The 20,082-nt window shown below is 70.4% G+C and carries 14 protein-coding genes and 2 pseudogenes; 5 read left to right on the top strand and 11 right to left on the bottom strand.

The window, feature by feature from the left end; all coding sequences use genetic code 11:
* Positions 1 to 3: 3 nt before the first annotated feature.
* From ACIBK8_RS08775 to ACIBK8_RS08740, 8 genes and pseudogenes are all read right to left on the bottom strand, one after another.
* Positions 4 to 1,377: a lanthionine synthetase C family protein gene (locus ACIBK8_RS08775; protein ID WP_399040957.1), complete on the bottom strand. Its 1,374-nt coding sequence runs from the start codon at positions 1,375 to 1,377 to the stop codon at positions 4 to 6.
* Positions 1,377 to 4,784 (bottom strand): lantibiotic dehydratase, encoded by a 3,408-nt coding sequence (locus tag ACIBK8_RS08770; protein WP_399040955.1) that lies wholly within the window; start codon positions 4,782 to 4,784, stop codon positions 1,377 to 1,379. Before ACIBK8_RS08770 ends, ACIBK8_RS08775 begins: the two co-directional genes overlap by 1 nt.
* Before the next feature lie 102 nt (positions 4,785 to 4,886).
* Positions 4,887 to 5,039 carry a hypothetical protein gene (locus tag ACIBK8_RS08765; protein ID WP_399040954.1) on the bottom strand — a complete coding sequence of 51 codons (153 nt, stop codon included), beginning with the start codon at positions 5,037 to 5,039 and terminating at the stop codon, positions 4,887 to 4,889.
* Positions 5,040 to 5,261: 222 nt separating this feature from the next.
* The gene (locus ACIBK8_RS08760; protein WP_399040953.1) at positions 5,262 to 6,293 is read right to left on the bottom strand and encodes a hypothetical protein; all 1,032 of its coding nucleotides are present in this window, start codon (positions 6,291 to 6,293) and stop codon (positions 5,262 to 5,264) included.
* On the bottom strand, positions 6,290 to 7,573 hold the full coding sequence (locus ACIBK8_RS08755) for a CHAT domain-containing protein (protein WP_399040952.1): 1,284 nt from the start codon (positions 7,571 to 7,573) through the stop codon (positions 6,290 to 6,292). Before ACIBK8_RS08755 ends, ACIBK8_RS08760 begins: the two co-directional genes overlap by 4 nt.
* A 492-nt stretch (positions 7,574 to 8,065) precedes the next feature.
* Positions 8,066 to 9,487, bottom strand: a pseudogene (locus tag ACIBK8_RS08750) (hypothetical protein); the annotation flags it as partial.
* 379 nt (positions 9,488 to 9,866) lie between these two features.
* On the bottom strand, positions 9,867 to 10,271 hold the full coding sequence (locus ACIBK8_RS08745; protein WP_399040951.1) for a pyridoxamine 5'-phosphate oxidase family protein: 405 nt from the start codon (positions 10,269 to 10,271) through the stop codon (positions 9,867 to 9,869).
* Positions 10,272 to 10,402: 131 nt separating this feature from the next.
* Entirely contained in the window at positions 10,403 to 12,946 is a 2,544-nt protein-coding gene (locus tag ACIBK8_RS08740; protein ID WP_399040950.1) for an ATP-binding protein, read from the bottom strand.
* A gap of 515 nt (positions 12,947 to 13,461) precedes the next feature.
* Here ACIBK8_RS08740 and ACIBK8_RS08735 point away from each other — a divergent pair.
* The 4 genes and pseudogenes from ACIBK8_RS08735 to ACIBK8_RS08720 all read left to right on the top strand — a co-directional run bounded on the left by ACIBK8_RS08735 (position 13,462) and on the right by ACIBK8_RS08720 (position 15,387).
* Positions 13,462 to 13,929, top strand: a complete 468-nt coding sequence (locus ACIBK8_RS08735; RefSeq protein WP_399040949.1) for a DUF6531 domain-containing protein — start codon at positions 13,462 to 13,464, stop codon at positions 13,927 to 13,929.
* Positions 13,838 to 14,074: pseudogene (locus ACIBK8_RS08730) on the top strand (RHS repeat domain-containing protein); the annotation flags it as partial. The gene ACIBK8_RS08735 and the pseudogene ACIBK8_RS08730, both read left to right, overlap by 92 nt.
* A 115-nt stretch (positions 14,075 to 14,189) precedes the next feature.
* Positions 14,190 to 14,624: a hypothetical protein gene (locus ACIBK8_RS08725; protein WP_399041234.1), complete on the top strand. Its 435-nt coding sequence runs from the start codon at positions 14,190 to 14,192 to the stop codon at positions 14,622 to 14,624.
* 277 nt (positions 14,625 to 14,901) lie between these two features.
* The gene (locus ACIBK8_RS08720) at positions 14,902 to 15,387 is read left to right on the top strand and encodes a hypothetical protein (RefSeq protein WP_399040948.1); all 486 of its coding nucleotides are present in this window, start codon (positions 14,902 to 14,904) and stop codon (positions 15,385 to 15,387) included.
* Between the two features lie 58 nt (positions 15,388 to 15,445).
* Here the strand turns inward: ACIBK8_RS08720 and ACIBK8_RS08715 are convergent, their stop codons facing one another.
* The 3 genes from ACIBK8_RS08715 to ACIBK8_RS08705 form a co-directional block, all read right to left on the bottom strand.
* Positions 15,446 to 16,681: an epoxide hydrolase family protein gene (locus ACIBK8_RS08715; protein WP_399040947.1), complete on the bottom strand. Its 1,236-nt coding sequence runs from the start codon at positions 16,679 to 16,681 to the stop codon at positions 15,446 to 15,448.
* Positions 16,682 to 16,864: 183 nt separating this feature from the next.
* Positions 16,865 to 17,299, bottom strand: a complete 435-nt coding sequence (locus ACIBK8_RS08710; protein WP_399040946.1) for a VOC family protein — start codon at positions 17,297 to 17,299, stop codon at positions 16,865 to 16,867.
* 155 nt (positions 17,300 to 17,454) lie between these two features.
* The gene (locus ACIBK8_RS08705; protein WP_399040945.1) at positions 17,455 to 17,982 is read right to left on the bottom strand and encodes a hypothetical protein; all 528 of its coding nucleotides are present in this window, start codon (positions 17,980 to 17,982) and stop codon (positions 17,455 to 17,457) included.
* Positions 17,983 to 18,361: 379 nt separating this feature from the next.
* Here ACIBK8_RS08705 and ACIBK8_RS08700 point away from each other — a divergent pair, with 379 nt between their 5' ends.
* On the top strand, positions 18,362 to 19,915 hold the full coding sequence (locus ACIBK8_RS08700; RefSeq protein WP_399040944.1) for an FMN-binding glutamate synthase family protein: 1,554 nt from the start codon (positions 18,362 to 18,364) through the stop codon (positions 19,913 to 19,915).
* Positions 19,916 to 20,082 lie beyond the last annotated feature (167 nt).

Below are 20,082 nucleotides of genomic sequence, written 5' to 3'. Positions count from 1 at the left end.
CCATCACTTGAGGAGGAGGGCGGCGTCCCAGGGGCGGGGCGGAGGGGACGGGGTGGCGAAGGTGTGGAGGGCGAGGGCGATGCCTGCGGTGCCCTGGAGGAAACCGGCGCGGTGGGGAGCGACCAGCTGGTCCGCCGGGAGCTTGGGAGTGTCGTGGCGGTAGCCGAAGGGGTGCGCCGGGTCGTAGGCGTCGAGCAGGGTGTTGGCCAGGCCGGGCAGGTGCGCGGTGAGGTGGGGGTCAGCGCTGTCGTGGGCCATGAGCGAGGTGATGTGGAGGAGCCCGGCCCGGCCGTGGCACAGGGAGTTGCCGGGCAGGCGCGGTGACAGGCTGAGGGCGGAGTCGAGCCCACGTACGGCGCGTTCCTGCCAGTCGGGGCGGTGCAGAGCGCGGCCGGCGAGGTGGAGCGTGCGGGCCACGCCAGGAGTGCCGTAACACCAGGCAACTTGCGCGTCCCCGTGCCCGGGTGTCCAGGTGCCGCGAGTGAAGTCGTCGAAGCCGATGGCGCGTGGCCACAGGCCGGTGTCGAGCTGGTGGTCCAGAAGGTGTTCAGCGATGCGGGCGATGGCCGGTAGCTGGCCGGGAACCCGGACACCGGCTTCCCAGGCGAGGGACAGCAGGGCCAACGGGCCGCAGATGCCGTGTGCGAGACCGAGGTTGAGGTGGCCGCGGGCGAATCGGGGGTCGGGTACGGGAGAGGGCTGGGTGGGCACCCACCAGCCGGGGACGGAATGCCCGTGTGCGGTGACGGGGTGGGTCAGGCGGATGAGGTAGGTGAGGGTGCCGGCGAGAAGGTCGTGGTGACGCGGTTCGGCGAGGAGGAGATAGCGGCCAAGTCCGGTGGCTCCGGAGATGACGTCGTAGGTGCTCATGGCCACGCCGGGCCGCCCGGCGTCCAGACGGGCGTGCTCCTGGGCGAGGTCGGCACGCAACCGCGCGGTCACCTTCGCGTCGAGACGTTCCAGAAGCCGCGCGTAGTCGTCCGGGGCGTGTCGGCTGATGCGGGCGGCGAAGGCGAGGGATGGCACACCGTAGAAGAGGCCGCTCGCGGTCGGTGTGCCCACTTCGCCTGCTGCGGCGGCCAGATGGGCGTGGCCGGTGGTCCGATACGCCGCGTCCGCGCGGGAAAGTTCCGCGAAGAGCAGGGCCACGCCGGTGTGGCCTTCGGCGAGGGTGAGAGGGGTCCACGGAGACCTGGGGCCGGGCTTGCCGGGATGGCGGTCCAGGTTGTCGGGCCGGGTGGTCACCTTGACGACGTCGTCGGGGTCGGAGAGGCGTGCGGCCAGTTCGCGGACGGTGCGGCGGGCGCGTTCCCGTGTACGGGCCTGGTCCTCAGCGGCGTCGGGCGGGAGCGGGGCGGGCACGGTCGTGCGGGGCATCACGGGGAACCCTTCCTGCGGCGGTCGCGGTGGGCTTGTACGGCACCACGGACGAGGGCGAGCGAGGCGCGCTCGGCGTCTTGGTCGATGCCGATGAGCCGGTTGTGGTGCATGTGAAACAACGAGGGCACTACACGCTCGGCCGGTGTCCACGCCTTGGGCCCCGGGCCGTCCAGGGAACGGCGGTAGTCGGCCAGCGCCCCTCGGCGTCGCTCCCAGACGGACAGCAGCTCCGCTCCTCCCGGGCGGGACCGGAGTTCGGCCCAGTCACCGTACGGGTCGAGAAGGCCGACGGCCTCGCGGCGGCGCTGCTGGAACTCCTTGTGCTGCTCGCCTTTGGGGAAGGTGTGCAGAAGCCAGTCCTGCCAGTCTTCCGCGTACGCCGGTCCCCCGTCGTACGCCCGGCTCCCGTCGTACGTCCCGAAGAACGCTCGGGCCATGTCGAGACAGCCGGCGGCGCACAGCAGCACCGGCTCCAACGTGAGACGACCGCTGCCGCGCAGGGCGAAGGTTTCGATGACGGCGCGGCTGTCGGCGGCGAAGACGGACTCGGCCGCCTCGATGGCTTGGGGGCCGCCGTAGCGTGCCAGCTCCGGCGCGTAGGCACGCAGCGAGACGTCCCGGATCAGTCCGGTGTCCCGCAGGTCGCCGGCCCATCGGTTCAGGCCCGGCAGTACGTGTGCCGCGAGCGTCCGGGGCTCGCCGTGAAAGCGGAGGCGGAGGTGCGGGCCGCCTTCCCGGTCCCGGTAGCGGAGGAAGAACCAGCGGTCCACATCGGCCGGGAGAGCTGCCAGCAGCCGGGGCAGGTGGCCGGCGATGAGCTCGTCATGACGCTCGGGGCCGCAGTACACCAGGGCGTAGAGCCATTCGCCGCCGGGCAGGTGCTCGCGCTCGGCGCGGCACGGGAGCGGGCGGTGCCGGGCAGCCGGGTGGGGCTGTGGCGCCGTCCGGACGGGGTCCTCTTCCGGGGCCGCGGTCCTGGCAGTGACGGCGTCCGGGCGGGCCAGCAGGGGGAAGATCAGCTCGTTGCGGTGCGCTTCCTCGGGGCCTGACAGCCAGCCCGTCGCTGAGGGAGCGGACTCCGGCGCCTCGAAGATCTGCGCCTGGGGGCGGCGGCCCAACTCGTGCCGCAGCAGCCGCAGATGGGGCTCGCAGGTGAGTGTCAGCTCCAACCGCTGGTCGTGGTAGGTCAGGCAGACGCGTTCGGGCACCCGCCAGCGTGCCCGCCACGCCTGTACGCCGTCGGCCCACGCCTCGAAGGGGATGTCCTGGTCGAGCAGTTCCTCGGTCGGCCGCCAGCGCGCGGGGACGAGTACGCAGCGTCCGTACCGTACGCGCGGGGTGTGCGGCAGGTCTTCGGCCGCGCTCCACGTCCAGGGCCGCCAGGAACGCACGCCGAAGCGCGGGACCTCACTCAGGAAGCGGGCCACGTTGGGCCCGTGCGCAGAGGTGTTGAGACGGTGGAAGACCGTCGGCTCGACCTCCCGCCCGTCGCAGAGCCGTACGATGCGCAGACGGCGGTGGTCGGCCATGACGCCGAGGTCGTCCAGGTGCAGGACGGCGCTCGTGTCGCCTTCTGCCGCTGGTTCACCGTCCGCGAAGACGCCGGCGGGGATCTGGTGTGCCAGCATCCGTGGCACCTGCGCCACATTGGCTCCCCTGGCATGGCGGGCCTGGAAGGACAACTGGGCGCGCAGCGGGGCGGATTCGGGGCGGTGCTCCGGTCGGACGAGCCTGTCCAGCGCGGCGCGGTCCTGCTCCGGCAGCAGGTAGGCAAACCGCCCGAAGGTCGCCCCTGCCGGGGCGGAGCCTCTCTCCACGAGGAGCTGGAAGTCTCCGACTTCCAGCGCGTCGGTGGATTCGGCCAGCAGGCGGGTGAACAGCTCCAATGCGGCGGGCGGCGGAGCGCCGTCCTCCGCCCGGCGCCGGGAGAGACGGGTGACGAGCGGATGGTCATCGGTGAGCACCAGCTCGGACTCACCTGCCATCAGGACCTCTTGGGCATACTGCAGCAGCAGCATGTCCCGTTCGGTTTCCCGGTGGGGCGCGGGCGGATCGGGGCGGTGACCGGGAGGCTGCCGGTACCCGGCGGGCGCGCCGAGCCCCGCCTCGGGGTCGAGCAACTCCAGGACCGGGACGGCCTGTTCGCGTCCGTAACGCTCCACGAACTCCTCGTGATACCGCGCCAGGGGTGAGTTTTCCGGCGGTGCCTGCGGCGCCAGCCTCCACAGGAGATCCGCGGCGCGTTCCGCTTCCGCTGCGACCCGGTCCGGCAGGGTGACCTCCACGTCCAGGGCGAGGTCCACATGCACCAGCAGTTTCGCGTCGCGCAGTTGACGCATGGCCGAGGTGACCGATTCCCAGGCCGCGCCGCCCTCACCGATGAGGCAGTCGGAGTAGCGCGCCAACGCCTGCTCCACGGCGCGGAGTTGTCCGTATTCCGGGAGTGTGTCCGCCAGCACCTCCGGAGGTATCCGGTCGAGTACGGACAGCAGGTGGCCGAGGGGGTCGACGGCGTCCAACGGGGGCCGCAACTCGCTCAGCAGCAGTTCCTTCTCCACGAGTTGGCGTAGCAGTCCGTCGATCGCTCCGTCGGCCCCGTGCGGGAAGAGTCCGGCCAGCCGCTGTGCCAGATCGGCGTAGCGTACGGGGACACGTGTCTGCTCCCACACGGCGCGGACCGCGTCCGTGTACCGCACGCTCACCTCGCGCACGGCGTCCGGGCCGCCCCCCGGCGCCCCGCCGTCCGCATCGCTTCCGTTGTCCGGCGCATACGGCAGCACCAGGCGGCCACCACGGGGGAAGCACAGGTTGTTGGCCATCACGCGGAGATGGCGCAGGAGTTCGGGCCGGCGTTCCCAGTCCGCGGTCAGACCTGTGATCCACCCGCGGTCCGGGCGAGCCGCGCGCCGGTGCCGGGATCCGAAGCGCACCTTGGCCCCGGTCGGGCCCGCGCCCCTGCCTGCCGCTGCACTCGCTGCCCTGCCCCGGCTGCCTGCCACGCCTCCCTCTTCCGCCTGCGTCCCCTGGGAGATCCGCGCCATCGCCACCCCGGCCATCAGCCCGAACGGTGTGGGACGTGTCGCCATACGGATCCGGTACGCGGTCAGTGCCCGTGCCACGCGGACCAGGTCCCGGCGCCTCGTCCGCCGTTCGCCGTCGAGCACCTCGTTCCAGCGGTGAGTCAGCGAGGGAGAGGAAACCGCCACCGCCTCCCGCATCACGGGGTCCGCGGCCATCTCTCGCAGATACCCGATGAGTTGGGCCGGATTCGGTTCCGTGGCGGCGGTGGCGGTGGGGTCCTCGGTGCCGGGCCCGCCGGTCCACTGCGCGCGGGACGCAGGGAGAACAGGGGCGCGAAGGAGAGCGAATCCGGCGCAGGAGTAAGCCGACTGCTGCTGTGCCAAGTCTTCCCCCTGGGTGTCTGCTGCCCTTACCGCATCGGGTCGGTCGAAACGGGCGCCCCTCCCGCAGGAGAGAGGCGCCCGCGGTCTCCACTCCAGGAGCACTCAGCAGAGGTCGGTACAGGGGCCGCAGGTGTCGGCCACGCAGGTGTCAGCCGTATCCCGAGTGACAGCGGACGAGACCGGGGTGGCCACCTCCTGTACGTCCAGGTCGAAGACGTCGTCCGTCTTCTCGCTCACGACCAGGTCGAAGTTCATGACGCGTTCCTTTCGCTCGGCGGAGGGTGCGCGTTGAGGCGTGCGGCGGCGGGGCGGTCTTGCCGCCGGCACCCCCGATCGGCAGCAGCCCCACCGTCCATACCCGGCAGGAAAGTGGATGCATGCCCCGTCGGCAAGGGGCTGGACCGAGCCGCCCGGCTTCGGCAGCCCTCACCGGGGAGCCGGGCTCGGGCGCCGGACCGGGTATCCGGCACGGGTCGGTCAGCGCGAGTGGTCCGCGAGGGTCAGCAGCAGATGGGCCGACTCCGGGCGCACATGGTCGGAGTGGGCCCCCGCCGGGCTGAGGCGGCGACCGCGGACGTACACGTCGGAGGCGTCGACGTTGACGAAGCGGTGGTCGAGCGCGGCAAGCGGATACCGCTCGTCGAGCGGCAGCAGGCGCGTGGTGAACATGGGCGCGGGTGCCGGGCCGATCCCGGAGTGCCCGATGCCGTGCTGCCGTTCCGCCCGCAGGTGCCAGAACCCGGTCGCCCGGTCGTGGCGGGAGTACGTGGCGACGATGGGGCCCCGCAGCGGCGCGCCGTCGTGCCGGTCGCTCGGCAGGACGTGGGGGAAGAGGGAGAGGAACGCGTCGCGGCGGGCGGCCATCTGGAACAGCAGCATGCTGTCCGCGGTGAACGGATGGTGCGGTGAACGGCCCGCCGTGCTCCAGGCGAGCGTGTCCTCGCGCCGGGGGTCCGCCGCCCACTGCACCGCCTCGCACAGGAACCGGCAGCCGAAGGAGTGCCCGACGAGGTGGAGGTACTGCCCGTCGCGGTTGGCCAGTACCGGTGCCGCATCGGGGTCGGCGCGTTCCGCGTCCACATAGCCGAGCAGCCGGCCCAGGATGTACGCGGCATGTCCGTCGCCGTCAGGCGCTCCCATCGCGTGCGCCCGGTCCCGGATCCTGCGGTAGCCGGCAGGGGTGACGGGGCTGGACGACGGCCAGCGCACCACCACACACCACGGGTTGAAGCCCCCGGCTGCCAGGGCCGGATACCGGTCCGGGGCCACCGTCAGGTTGCCGTGCGCCAGGGTCAGCAGCCGTTCGGCGGCGCGGTGAGCGGATCCGGGGGACGTCTGCCAGCCGTGCACGTAGACGACGATGTCCGTCGCCCAGGCGGGCGGGGCGAGGCGCTCCGTGAAGTAGGTGTGCAACCGGTGGTCGGGCACCGGCTCACCGGTGTGGGTGTCGAGCAGCCAGCCGCTGTCGTCCAGGTCAACGGTCTCGACGGCCACGGCGTCAGGGCTCACGTGTCGCCTCCGCTTGTCAGTTCCAGGCGGGAGTCCATGCCGCCGTGCAGCCCGTAGGCGAAGCCCAGGGGGTTGCGGTACCGGGCCGCGAAGTGCCGGGCCAGCTCGTGCGCGATCCTGCCTGCGGTCTGCTCGCCGCGCAGGTAGCGCCTGACGAACTCCAGCGCGTACTCGGCGGCGAACGCCTGCGGCATCGCGATATGCGGCCCGAGCACACCTTGCGCGCCGTGCTCGATGAGCATGCGGCCCAGGAAGGCACGGTCCGCGCTCGCTCCGGCGACTCCGGCGTGGCAGGCGTTGAGCAGGACGAGCGGCCGGAAGCTGCTGTTGCGGTGGCGGGCCCGCAGCTCGCGTACGGTGTGGCCGTCGAAGGGGGTGCCATCCGTGAGCCTGATGGCCAGGACGCGGGGTTCCGGCTCGTTGCCGATGAACTCGCCGTGGCACCAGAAGTACATCAACTGCTCGTCCAGATGCGGATTGCCGAAGTCGCGGACCAGTTCCTCGTACGTCGTGCGCACGGTGCATTCCGTGCCTTCCGCCAGCGCTTTCGCCACTTCGTCCGCCCGGGTCGCGCTGCCCACGCGGCCGTCGTGGTTCAGGCTGACGGCGGGCTGCCGCTGTGCCGTGCGGGGCGGTCCGATCCACGCGTAGGCGTCGCCCGTGTGCTCGATCTGATGCCGGTGGCCGAGGAAGCGGGAGAAGAGCGCGCCGAGGGTGGTGGCGGACGCGGCGGGTTGCTCGCCGGTGCAGAGCATCGGCCAGGGGAGCTGCAGATCGGAATCGAAACGTACCCGTAGCCCTTCCCTGGACAAGGCCGCGCGGAGATAGGTGCGGAACGTCTCGATCCGCGCGTCGTCTCCGCGCAGCAGGGTGTCGAACAGCAGGGACTCTCCGCCGCGGGCCAAATCGGCCACCACCGTGCGGAGTTCGCCTTCCGGTTCGCTGCTGAGATCCGCCGGCACCGCGTACGGGCGCCGCCGCTCCCGCAGGGCCCGGCCGCGGTCGTCGACCGGCTGGAAGTCGACGAACCGCTCCTTCCAACGGGCGCAGAGCCGGGCCGCCGCGCCGTGGACCTCGTCGGGCCTGGCTCTCAGGTCGGCCTTGTGCTCGGTGCCCATGAGCGCGGGAACGGATGTGCCCGTCATGCGGGCCCGGATCCGGCCGCCGCCGAGGACATCGAAACTGACGCGGAGATCGGGCGGCTCGGTCTCCAGATGCGGCAGGAAGCGGAAGCCATCGCTGGGGTCCTGGACGACGCGCGTGATCAAGGGGCTCGGCACCGGTCAGGCCCTCCCCTGGTGCGGCCGCAGCTGTCTCTTCCCCACCCTGGTGGGATCGGCAGCCGCGAGGTCCAGGTCCGCCTCCACCTGCTGCAGGACGACGCCGGTGCCGTGGTGCAGAAAAGTGAACCGGATCCGGTGTGTGCCGGGCTCCGCAGCCGTGACGCGGAACTGAGCGGTTTCGGCGTCTCCCGGGCCGTACAGCACCGTGGCCGGTACGACATCCGCGCTGCTCAGCGGCACGGCCACGACGTCCAGCGGCGGCCTGGCACCCGGGCGGCCCCAGGGATGCGCGGACTCGGCCACCAGCTGCACGGTCAGGCGGACCGGGATCCCCGCACGGGGGTCGTCGTCCAGGAGCATGAGGTGGGCTCGGCAGCGCGGCGGCGCCGGGAGCGCGGGATGCGCCGTGTCCTCCGCACCGCGGGTGTCCGTACGCGCAGGGGGCTCGGCACTGACGCCCGTCGGCCGTGCGGGGCCCGCCAACGGCATCCCGACATGCATCTGGAAGGCGGCACGGCGTACCGCCTTGGCCAGGGCGGGGTCGGGGTGTGCGGCGGCGAGTGCGACCAGTACCTGCACGGTGCGGGGGTGATCGATGGCGCGGACCTCGTCGAGGAGCGCGGGGATGGTCGGCTGGGGTGCGGACTCCAGATGCCGCACGAGCAGCGGGGCCTCACCGTGGTCGGCGACGGCGGCGGCGGTATCGACCCAGAGCCACGTGGCCTCTTCCCTGGTGAGGACGTCGAGCGCGTCCTCGGGGTCGACGCCCTCGTGCTCGGCGAGCCAGAGCAGGGCGTACGGCCGCAGCGTCGGCTCCTCTGCCACTGAGTGAACGGCGGGCTCGGCGGGTGCGCCGACGACGCGCAGCACCTCGAAGGCCAGGCCGCGCAGCAGGGCGTCATCCCCGCGGGCGGCGTCGAGGAGTTCGGTGACGGCGCTGCCGACGGGGCGGGCGGCGAGCCAGGCGCGGTACTCGGCGCGGGCCGGGCCCGGGGAGAGCCGGGCACAGCCGCGCAGCATCACCGGCGCGGACTGTTCGATATGACTGACCGGACTCTGCGCGGCCACGCAGATCTGTTCCAGCTTGACCCAGACCGCCCAGCTGCCGAGCGGCGTGAGCGTGGCCTGCCCGTCGTCATAGGTGAGGGCACCGACGGCGGCGAGGGCGCGCAGTGCCCAGTCGAGGAGCGGGGCGAGCGCCGTCTCCTCGGCGGCCTCTGCCGGGTCGACGTCGGATGAGGCCACCGAGGAGCTGGGGCCCGTGGGCTCGGGCCGGGAACTGCGGGCAGCTTCGCACCGTTCGGCGCGAAGTTCGGTGACCCGCTGTTCCAGGAGGTCGAGGAGTGGCTCCATGGGGACGGCACCGGCGGACAGTTGGAGCAAGGAGAGCACCTGATGCATGGCCTCGACGACATCGGCAACGGCGTCGGGCCCGTGCCCCGCAGGTTCCGGATAAGCGAGCGACCAGGCGTCGAAGAGGGCGACCCAAGCACGCAGTACGCCGCTGTCGTCGCTGTCCCAGGTCCGCAGCGGACGGCCGGGACGGGCACTGCCGCCGTGCACCTCGACCAAGCCGGCAAGGCGGGCGGTGTCCCAGCCGATGCGGAACTGAGCCGCTGTCAGATCCAAGGCGAGGGCCGCCTGCTGGACGTGCGCGTCAAGGAGAGCGCCCTTGCCGTGCGGGCACACGCCGTCATGGTGGAGGCGGAGTCCGGCAGCCCAGTGGGCGACACGGGCCGCGGCGGCGAGGTCGGCGCGGGCCAGGCGAGCCAGTTCCGCGGTCGAGGGCGTGCCCTCCGGCGGCCGGGGCGCCGGACGCCACCCACGGCCCCTGGCCGCCGCTCGGGGAGCAGCCAGGGGTCGCCTGGGAACGAATCGGAGCCTGGAGTCGCGCGGATCACGGGACGTCACGAGGCCAGTCTCCCCGGTCACACCTGAGAACCCAAGCCGGAGCCTGTTGGATTGATGCCGGGGAATCCCTCAACGGACTTCGGTGGGCGCGGACTTGAGTACAGTCGACGTCGGCGATGGCCACGTGCAGCAGCCGTGTATGGAGGCGCGCGGCCGGCAGTTCATCGAGGTCAGGATCGGCAGTCGGGGTCGGTGACACCGGTGGGGCGGCCGGCCTTCAGGAAGTACGCGGCATCCCGCCCCTTCGCTCACGCCGAGGCCCACTCCACCGGCGGCCGGCAAAACTGCACGCGGACAAGTCGCCGGCATCGCCGCAACCCTCATCGGTTGCCGTCGACGGTTGCCGTCGACTCAGGATGCGAGGCAGTCCTTGCCGCAGTCACTGAGCCGTACCGGCCAGCAACCAACGACGTACGCGCACTTCCAGGAGCACCCTCATGCCTCCTGGGCGATCAGGGACCGTTACGTCCCACCCGTACTTCTCCTCGAACGCAGTCACGACCTCAGAGGGGAACCGGTCCCGGATCAGCGACACGTCTCCTTCGGCGACGACCGGCGACCGGCCGTCCTCCAAGGCCAGGGAGACGCGCGGCTCGGCCTGAATATTCCTGACCTTGACTGCGCTGTGATCCGCACCGATCCACCACCTGGCGGCCTCGTAGACGAACCAGACGGGCGTCACATGAGCAGAACCATCCGGCCGCACGGTGCACAGCCAGACATTCTTCTCCGTGGCCAGCCGCGCGCGGACGGCCGGCCCAGGCAGGTTTGCAAGATCACTCATGCGCCCATTCGACCAGTGCTTCTGATGAAGTACATCGGGCGGTGAACCAGACCAATTTCCTAGGTCTCAGCACACCCAGCAGAAACGATGTCTAGGTGCGGCCCGACGGCGGACATACGGGGATCCGCAGTTCATGGTTTCCGCGGCGCCGGCGGCAGACCGGGAGGAGGCTTGGGAACGTGGTTCAGTTCCGCGGCGCGGCGGTGGACCCGGGTCGCCTCGTCCTGCCGGCCGAGCCGTGTGAGGACGGTGCGGAGATTGAGCAGCGAAGTCATCTCGCTTCTCCTGTCCCCCACCTCCTGGAAGAGGGCGGCGGAGCGGCCGTGGGCTTCGGCGGATTCCTCATAGCGGCCGGTTTCCCACAGGACGTTGCCAAGACAGTGGAGAGCGAGCGCTTCGCCGTGCCCGTCGCCGGTCTCTCGGTAGCGGGCTGCGGACCGCTCCGCCGCGTCGATCGCCTCAAAGAGGCGGCCGGTGTGCTGCAGCGCGCTTGCGAGGTTGCACAGGGCGACCGCCTCGCCGTTCAGTTCGCCGGTCTCACGGTGGATCCCCGCGGCACGGTGCAGGGTGGTGACGGCCTCCTCGTGGCTGCCGGTCTTCAGCAAGTCGAGGCCGAGCCCGGAGTAGGCGATGCCCTCGCCGTGCAGGTCCCCTGCCTTCCTGTACAGCTCCGCGGCCTGGATGTGGGCCGAGATGGCCTCGTCGTACCGCCGGACGTCGCGCAGCACGTGCCCGAGATTGCCGAGTGCGCGCGCCTGCCCAGGTGGGTGGCCTGTCTCCCGGTAGATCGCCAGTTGCCGGGTGTACGCCGAGATGGCCTCGTCGTATCGCCTCAAGCCCAGTAGGGCGCTGCCGAGCCCGCCGATGGCGATGGCCTCACCGTGCCTGTCGCCGCTCTCCCCGCCGGCGGCGACGGCCCGTTCGTGGTACTCGGCGGCCTCGGCGAATCGCCGCACGGCGCGTAGCGCGTTCCCGAGATTGCCGAGGGTCGTGGCCTCCTGGTGCCGGTCGCCCGCTTGGCGGAAGAACGTGGCGGCGCGGGTGTGGGCCTCGATGGCCTCGTCGATCCGCCACAGGTTCCGCAGTGCGGTTCCCAGGTTGTCCAGCGCCATGGCCTCCGCGTGGGGGTGGCCGAGTTCCGCGAAGGCCTCGGCGGCGCGAGTGTGGACCTCGACGGCCTCATCGAATCGCCGCAGCCCTTGCAGCGCCAAGCCCTCGTTGTTCAACGCCGAGGCTGCGTCGACGAGTTGGTAAGCGTCGAGGGCGCTGTGCCGTGCGGCTACAGAAACGGTGCGCCATTCCTCGTAGTGACGCGTCAGGTTCAAGTACGTGCCCAGCGCGACGTGCATCCGGAAGACCGTGTCCGCCCGGCCGCGTGCGGAGGCGAGGGATGCGGCGGCGAGCAGGTTGGGGCGTTCGGCGTCGAGCCACCGCACCGCCTCGTGACGGGTGGCGAACGGACCGCCCCCGAACGGCGGGGTCAGGTGGGCGTCCGCGGCCTCGGCGGTGTCGACGTAGTGGTCCAGCAGGCGTCCGAGTGCCGGGGTACGTCCGTCCTCCGCCGCGTGGCCACGCCCCAGTTCGTCGGCGTAGAGCCGGGCAAGGTCGTGCAGCCGCCAGCGCCCGTACGTCAGTCCGGGCTCGATCAGATGGGCGCGCGCCAGGGCGCGGAGCAACTCTTCGGCCCCGTCGTGGTCCGTCCCGGTCAGGTGGGCAGCGGCCTCGGTGGTCAGGTCGGGACCGGGGTTCAGCGGCAGCATCCGAAACAGGCGGGCCTGGGCGGCGGGCAGCTGCGCGTAGGACAGGTCGAAGGCGGTCCGTAGGGCCAGCGTGCCGCTCTCCATGCGCCGCAGCCGCCTGCCCGCGTCCCGGAAGGCGTCCGTGAGCGAGGACAGCGGCCGGGCCGGAGTCTCGATGAGCAGCGCGCCGGCGATGCGAAGGGCCAACGGCAGGCCGCCGCACAGGGACACGAGGACGGCGGCCTGCCCCGGCTCCGCGTCGACGCGGGTATCACTGGCCCCATGTGCCTGGTGGAGGGTGCGCCGCAGCAGGTCCACGGCGGTGGGCTCGTCGAGACTGTCCAGGCCGACCAGGCGGGCGTCGAGATCGGTGAGGGTTTGCCGGGAAGTGACGAGCGCGGGGACGCGCGGGTCGCCCGGGAGTAGCGGGGCGACCTGTTCGGTGTCGCGGGCGTTGTCCAGGACGACGAGGATACGGCGCCCCTCATCGGCGTATGCGGACAGCACCGAACGGTAGAGACGGGCGCGGTCCTCCAGCGTGGCCGGAACATGTTCGCCGGGCAGACCCAGGGCACGCAGCATCGAGGCCAGCGCCTGTTCGGGAGTCACCCGGCGTTCGGGGTCGTACCCGAAGAGCTGGGTGAAGAGGACCCCGCCGGGGAACCAGTCCTGACGTGCCCTCGCCCGGTGCGCCGACTGGAGTGCCAACTCGGTCTTCCCCACCCCGCCCAGCCCGGTCACGACGGCCAGCGGCGCCGTGCCGGCATGCGGCTGCCCGGACGCCGAGGGGGCCAGCACGGCGGAGAGGACAGCCAGTTCGTCCTCGCGCCCGGTGAACGCCGGGGAGCAGGACGGAAGTCCGGACAGGGCCGGGGTGATCTCTCGCGGTAGCTGCACGGTGAGGTGCTCGCCCTGGATGACGGCGCTGAAGAACACCCCACCGCTGATCTCGTTGTGCGTCCTCGGCCCCGGACCACCCGGAGCCCCGGCCCCGCTCACCGCCCGGCCTCGGGCAGTTCCGCCTCGCCGTCCCGCGCCGGAGCCGACGGCGGGGCAGGCGGCGCCGCGAAGGACACACCGGAGACACTTCCAGCCCGCAGAACCGGACGGTGAAACGTGCCGCCGCTGATCTCATCGTGCACCGCCGATACCGACTCCACCCCGCACACCCCCGCGCATCAACATCCGGCACATGACGTGCCAACCGTGACACATCTGCCCGTCCCGGCTTCCCGCAATCACCCTGCACTCCGAGATATCACGGGCCGCCCCCGAGCGCCGAGCCTGCTCGAACCTCCCCAACTACCCCGCCTGAAACGCCACTTGACGCTCCGCAAGTCACGCTGTTGTCATGCGTGACGTCAGCCCCGCTCCATGGGACATCGTTGCCAGTGGTGCCATGGGGGTGCTCCGGGGATGCTCCGGGATCGCCGGCCGAGGGAGGAGCACCGATGACCTCACCGATTGGATCGCCGATCACCAGGCCCGTCCGGGAACTGCTCGGCAGGCAGCCCGGCTACGGCTTCGCCAGTGATGGTGTCAGCACCGCGACCGGTAACTACACGCAGCACGTCACCGACTTGACGTTCCCGGAATCGCTATTGGGACTGCTGGACTTCACCCGCACCTACAACTCACTCGGCACCTACAGCCCCCCCCCCCGGGCCGCGGCTGGACGACCTCGTTCGGCGCCCGCAGGGCCTGGAGGCGGATCTCAGCCGGAACGGCGACGGCAGCTGGACCCTGCGCAACGACAACGGCACCCGGTGACTGTTCGACCCGGACGGCACGGTGGCCATCGTCAACTCCTACGACGACGAACCCCGGGTGGTGCGCCAGGAGCACCCGGCGGGCAGCAGGACGGCCTTCACGTACGGCACCGGGACGATCGTCACCACCGAACCCTTCGGCGCCCGTAGCACCTACCGCTGCGACGCGCAGGGCCAACTGGTGGAGCTGACGGACCCGGCCAATGAGACCGCCGCCTTCTGCTACGACGGCAGCGGCAGGATCACCACGGAAACCGACCCGGAGAGCCGGACCATGCGGTATGCGTACGCTGGCAACAGCCATGTGCCGTCGCGCATCACCGAGCCCGGCGGCGGCACCACCGAGCGGACGATCGAGAACGGCCTCGTCACCGCCTCGACCGACCCCGCCGAGACGAGGGAGGATCCGCGTGCCGCACACCACACCACGCCAGAAATTCCAGTCCAGTACCGTCCGCCGCTCCCGCGACATCCCGTACGAGACGCCGCTGGACTGGATACACGACAAGCGGCGCCGGCACGAGGAGGGGGGCCGCGCGGAGGACGCGCTGGCCGTGCTGGCCCTGGGCCAGGCCCTCGTAAAAGCCGGTCAGGCCGGGCAGGGCGAGGCCCTGTACGACGCCCTGGTCCGGGGGGCCACCTGGCGGGAGGTCGCCCTCGCCCTGGGCTGCCGTCCCGAGGCCGCCCGGCAGATGCTGCGGGAGTGGGCCAAGGACCAGTACAGCGAGTACGAGGGCGTCCAACTCCGGTTCACCGTCGAGGAGTACCGGGCGGCACTCGCCCTGACCGACCTCGCCGACACCGAACGGGGACCGACCACCGACGCGACGGAGGGCACGCGGTAAGCATCCGCGCGGATACCAACACCGTCCGGGCCGCCTACGCGATCAGCCAGGCGCACGGCGACGGACAGGGCATCGCCGAGTTCACCGCCACCGCGCTGTGCACAGCGGCCTCCGAGGCTGGCGGCACCGAGGAGCACATCCCCCCTGCACGCAAGCATCAAGCGACAAATACGGCTGATAAGGACTCAGTTGCGAGAGAGGTGCCCCTGTGTCCCTTACATCCTTGATCAGGGGAAACGAGGGTGCGATGGGGCAGTGAGCCGGGCAGCATGGCCGGGTGATCGACCTGCTGTGGGATGACGTGAAGTACTTCTTCGACCCGGACTTGATGGGTTCGTTGCCGGATGTGCATGTCCCGAATACCTCGGTCGAGGACTGGCAGGCGGTCCTTGATCTTGTCGCGGAGAAGGGGTGGCAGTGCCAGTTCTCCGAGGGAGGGACGGTGCTTCCGGTGCCCCGGGCGGAGGCCGTGCTGTCCCGTCCGGCAGATGCCGAGTGTCCGGACCTGCGGGTCTGGCCGACGGCCGGTGTGTTGGCGATCTTCCGCTTCCATGACGACGGTGAAGTCGACTTCGACGTCGACCTGCGGGAGTTGCAGGGCCAGGAACGACTCGATGTGTTCTGCGGCTTCCTTCGGGAGATCGGGCGGCGGTTGGGCAAGCCGGTGCTGATGGATCCGGAGGGCGACGGTGGCCATCCGGTGATCGGCTTCGATGTCGATGCTGATCGAGTCGTTCTCCTCGCAGACCCGCAGGTCATGTGAATGTGGCGGGGCGTTCTCCGTTCGCCTGACCTGTCGCCGGACGAGCCCGCAGGGTTGTTCAGGGCCTGCGGCCGTGGAAGGTGCGGCGCAGGTCGCTCACCCAGGCGTCGGGGTTCTCCCAGGGGATGAAGTGGCCGCCGTGGTCATGGGCGTTGACGTTGACGTGGTGGAACCACTCGGCCTGCGGGCCGGTCTTGAACGCCCGGACGCGCTGGTCGGCGGTGTGGATGCCGGGCGGGTTCTCGTACGTGACGAAGGTGAGGCCGACCGGGGCCTGCACGACCGGGGTGCGGCCGTGGGCGGGGGTCCAGGGGTAGCGGTTGGCGTTGGCGTAGTAACGCATCGACGTGGCGATGGAGTTGTTCACCCAGTAGATCGTGGCGTGGGTGAGCAGATCGTCCTTGGTGAAGACGGACTCGACGTCGCCGCCGTTGTCGCTCCAGGCGTTCCAGCGCTCAAGGAGCCAGGCGAGCAGTCCGGCGGGTGAGTCGCTCAGCCCGTGGGCCAGGGTGGCGCCGTCGAGCATGTGCACGGCGAGGTGGGACGCCGAGCGGCGGTCCAGCTCGATGATGCGGGCGCGGACGTCGGCGGGCTGGTCGTCGGTGAGGGGCCGGTTCCGGGCGAAGTCCCAGGCGCGGGGGCCGCTGAAGAAGTCGAGCGGCAGCCCGGAGCCGATGTGGATGCCGTACAGCTCGTCGGCGTACTTGTGGCCGAGCTGGCTGGAGACGATCCCACCGATGTCGCAGCCCCCGGCGGCGTACTTCTCGTATCCCAGGGTCTCGGTCATCAGGGTGTGCCAGAGGTCGGAGACCTTCCAGAAGTTGACGTCCGGAAAACCGGTGAGCGGGCCGGGGAATCCGAAGCCGGGCAGGGACGGCACGATGACGTCGAACGCGTCGGCGGGGTCACCGCCGAATGCGGCCGGGTCGGCGAGTAGGTCGATCACCTTCGACCAGTGCCAGAACGTCCACGGCCAGCCGTGGGTGAGGATCAACGGGATCGGGCGGGGCCCGCGGCCGGGCTTGCGCATGAAGTGCACCGGAACGCCGGCGACGCTCACCTGGTAGTGCGCGTAGGCGTTGATGGCGGCCTCGGCCTTGCGCCAGTCGTAGCCGTCCCGCCAGTAGGCGACCAACTCACGGAGATAGCTGTCCGGGACGCCGTAGGACCAGTCCCCGTTCCCCTCGTCCAGCGGCGGACGGGTCAGTGTGAGACGAGCGCGCAGGTCATCGAGGACCTCGTCGGACACATGGATCGGGGTGGGCTCCAGGGGGAAGGCGTGCGGGGTGGTCATGGCGTGGTGGTTCCTTAGCTTGGCGTTTGGGCAAGCGGCTCGTCCGACTCACCACATAGGACACGGTCCAAGTCGGGTAGCCGGGTCACGTTGCCGCGAGCCGGCTAACTCCCGCCCCACACGGGACCACCTTTAAGGGAGCCCCAAGAGAGACGGCCCCCACCCCGCCGTCCCCGAGGATGCTCAGTCGAGACAGAACTCGTTGCCCTCGATGTCCTGCATCACGAGGCACGACTCGTTGAATCCATCGGCACGCAGAAGTCGTACGCGTACCGCGCCGAGCTCGATCAGTCGTGCGCATTCGGCCTCAAGCGCGGCCAGGCGCTCTTCACCCACGAGTCCGGTGCCGACCCGCACATCAAGATGCAGCCGGTTCTTGACGACCTTGCCTTCGGGAACGCGCTGGAAGAACAGCCGCGGGCCCACGCCTGAGGGATCAACGCAGGCGAACGCTGAACCCTGGCGCTCAGGCGGCAGCGAGCGATCGTAAGCGTCCCAAGTGGCGAATCCCTCCGGTGGCGGCGGTACGACGTACCCCAACACCTCGCACCAGAAACGAGCGACGCGCTCAGGTTCTGCGCAGTCGAAGGTGACTTGGACCTGCTTGATCGATGACATCGGCGCACCATAGCAGGGGGGTCTGTTGCTCATATCCCGGTGTGGACCGGCATGTTGTCGGGAGGGCGGCCCGTGCTGGCCGTTGCTGTGTCGTGCGGAAGGGCTTGTTGATGTCGATGCCGCCAAGGGGGTGCCCGTTCCGGTCCAGTCCGCGGCTATGGCCCGCGCCGCGCTTCCGACGGTGGCCCGTCGATCCGGTCCGCGCCTACCGGACCTACCGCACCTACCGGCCAGAACTGGATCACGTACCGCTCGATGCCTTCGGCGTCTTCTCCGGCCTCCGTGATGAGCCGTACCTCCTCCCGGCCCGTGCAGCGCATCCATACATGCCACCGCCCGCCCTCGTCCGCCAGGTGCACCGCCTCGTCGGCGCGCCCCAGCGTCATGGCCCAAATCGCCAACTCCCCGCTCGTTGTCTCGATCTCGGCCCGCGCATCGCACTCCCAGCCCGTGGACGGATCCGGTGCTGGGGCTGCGTCCCATACCTCGACCGTGACCTGCGCAGTGTGCGTATGGCCTGCGCTGAAGAGATCGATGCGCCGTTCGTGCTCGGTGAGGAACCGGTCCTGGACGAATCCGTCGGAGAAGGGGATGGGGACGGTGAAGTCGTCCGACTCCTGGAAGCAGAACCCGTGGTGGGCAACGTCAACTTCCAGGATCTGCTTACTTATCAGTGCGGTCATGCGCCCTCCCCTTGTTGCGGCCATGCGCCCTCACCTTGTTCCGGTCTCGGGCGCGTAACGGGAGACCGGCACCGCGTGGTCTCCTGCATCGATGCAAGGACGATTCGGGGCCCTTCGCCCCAGATAGCCAAGAGCCATAAGGACGTGCAGACAGGCGCGGTGGAGCGCCTGATCCGACGCTCCTGGCCAACTCACCGCTGGACAACCGCCCCACCCGACGACCCTGGCCCCACACCTCTCCGCACAGACCTCTAATATCATTTTGCGTTCTCCGACGGGCGCTGACGCCTGCTTGGTCGTGTCCGCCGCCCAACGCCCGACACGACACGACGACTCCGCCGCATGGCGATGGAGTCGAGCATCGAGGAGAGGTACGTTCATGCGCGCCCGGAGCATCGCCGCAGCCAGCGCAACAGCATTGGCGCTGGTGGCCGCCCGTGACCTTGTCCAGAAGAAGCACGCGTTGCTCCGGAACTTCCCGGTGATCGGGCACGCCCGGTACCTGTTGGAGACGATCGGGCCGGAGCTGCGGCAGTACATCGTGACCTCCAACGACGAGGAGCGCCCGTTCAGTCGGGACCAGCGCACCTGGATCTATGCGTCGGCGAAGGAGGAGAACAACTACTTCGGGTTCGGAACCGACAACGACGTCGAGCACATGCAGGGGCACGCGTATCTGAAGCAGCGCACGTTCGCCGGCGCGCTGCCCGACGTGCACGACCCGCAGGCCCCGCTGCCCTCGGCCAAGGTGCTGGGCGGACCGCGCGGGCGCGCCAAGGCGTTCCGGCCGGCGAGCGTGGTGAACATCTCGGCGATGAGCTTCGGTTCGCTCTCCGGCGCGGCGATCACGGCGCTGAACAAGGGGGCGGCGCTGGCGGGCACGATGCACAACACGGGAGAGGGCGGCCTCTCGCCGTACCACCGCAACGGCGGTGACCTCGTCCTTCAGATCGGTACGGCGTACTTCGGCTGCCGCAACGAGGACGGCAGCTTCAACATCGACAAGCTCAAGGACGTGGTCGCCGGCGCCCCGGTCAAGGCGATAGAGATCAAGCTCTCCCAGGGCGCCAAGCCAGGGCTGGGCGGGATGCTGCCTGCCGCGAAGGTGACCCCGGAAATCGCCGAGATCCGCGGCATCCCGCTCGGCAAGGACTGCGCTTCCCCGTCGCGGCACACCGCGTTCAGCGACGTCGACTCGATGCTCGACTTCGTCGAACTGATCGCCACCGAGACCGGCCTGCCGGTCGGGGTCAAGAGCGCGGTGGGAGAGATGGGCTTCTGGCAGGAGCTGGCCACGCTGATGGCACGTGGTGACCGTGGTGTCGACTTCGTGACCATCGACGGCGGTGAGGGCGGCACCGGGGCGGCGCCGCTGATCTTCTCCGACTCGGTGTCGCTGCCCTTCCGGATGGGGTTCTCCCGGGTCTACGGCACCTTCGCCGAGCTGGGGCTGACGGACGACCTGACCTTCATCGCCTCCGGCAAGCTCGGCCTGCCCGAGAACGCCGCGGTCGCGTTCGCTCTGGGCGCCGACATGATCAACGTGGCTCGTGAGGCGATGCTGTCGATCGGCTGCATCCAGTCGCAGAAGTGCCACACCGACAAGTGCCCCACCGGCATCGCCACACAGAACCCGCGACTGGCCCGCGGCCTCGACCCGACATCGAAGGCCACCCGGGCCGCTGTCTACCTGCGCACCCTGCGCAAGGAGCTGATAAAGGTCTCGGCGGCCGTCGGCGTCGCCCACCCGGCGCTCATCACAGCAACCGACATCGAGATCATGAACGGCGACTACGACGCCCGCACCCTGGCCGGCGTCTACGGCTACAAGGACGGCTGGGGCGAACTCGGCCCGCACCTCGCCGATGAGATCACGGCACTGCTCACCGGCAAGCCGACCGAGCCGAACTCCGGGCAGAGGCCGAGCGTCTGACTCTCCGACAGCGAAAGACGCGCCGTAGTGAAGCTGGGCGCAGACGCCCGGTCGGATCCACTCATCAATGGGCAACGGGCTGCCGGGGCTGGGCGGTTGGGGGTGGAGCCGCCAACGACGCCGTCAGCCGGGTGATCCGTATGGCGTGGGCGAGTCCGTCGTACGCC

The sequence above is a fragment of the Streptomyces sp. NPDC050161 genome (assembly GCF_044460025.1).
Lineage (GTDB): Bacteria > Actinomycetota > Actinomycetes > Streptomycetales > Streptomycetaceae > Streptomyces.
This window is presented reverse-complemented; position numbering and strand designations above follow the sequence as displayed.

Excerpts from the sequence above, each read along its gene's own strand:
- ACIBK8_RS08775 (WP_399040957.1), bottom strand. The coding sequence starts at position 1,377 with ATGCCCCGCACGACCGTGCCCGCCCCGCTCCCGCCCGACGCCGCTGAG.
- ACIBK8_RS08765 (WP_399040954.1), bottom strand. The coding sequence starts at position 5,039 with ATGAACTTCGACCTGGTCGTGAGCGAGAAGACGGACGACGTCTTCGAC.
- ACIBK8_RS08745 (WP_399040951.1), bottom strand. The coding sequence starts at position 10,271 with ATGAGTGATCTTGCAAACCTGCCTGGGCCGGCCGTCCGCGCGCGGCTG.
- ACIBK8_RS08735 (WP_399040949.1), top strand. The coding sequence starts at position 13,462 with ATGACCTCACCGATTGGATCGCCGATCACCAGGCCCGTCCGGGAACTG.
- ACIBK8_RS08715 (WP_399040947.1), bottom strand. The coding sequence starts at position 16,681 with ATGACCACCCCGCACGCCTTCCCCCTGGAGCCCACCCCGATCCATGTG.
- ACIBK8_RS08710 (WP_399040946.1), bottom strand. The coding sequence starts at position 17,299 with ATGTCATCGATCAAGCAGGTCCAAGTCACCTTCGACTGCGCAGAACCT.
- ACIBK8_RS08705 (WP_399040945.1), bottom strand. The coding sequence starts at position 17,982 with ATGACCGCACTGATAAGTAAGCAGATCCTGGAAGTTGACGTTGCCCAC.
- ACIBK8_RS08700 (WP_399040944.1), top strand. The coding sequence starts at position 18,362 with ATGCGCGCCCGGAGCATCGCCGCAGCCAGCGCAACAGCATTGGCGCTG.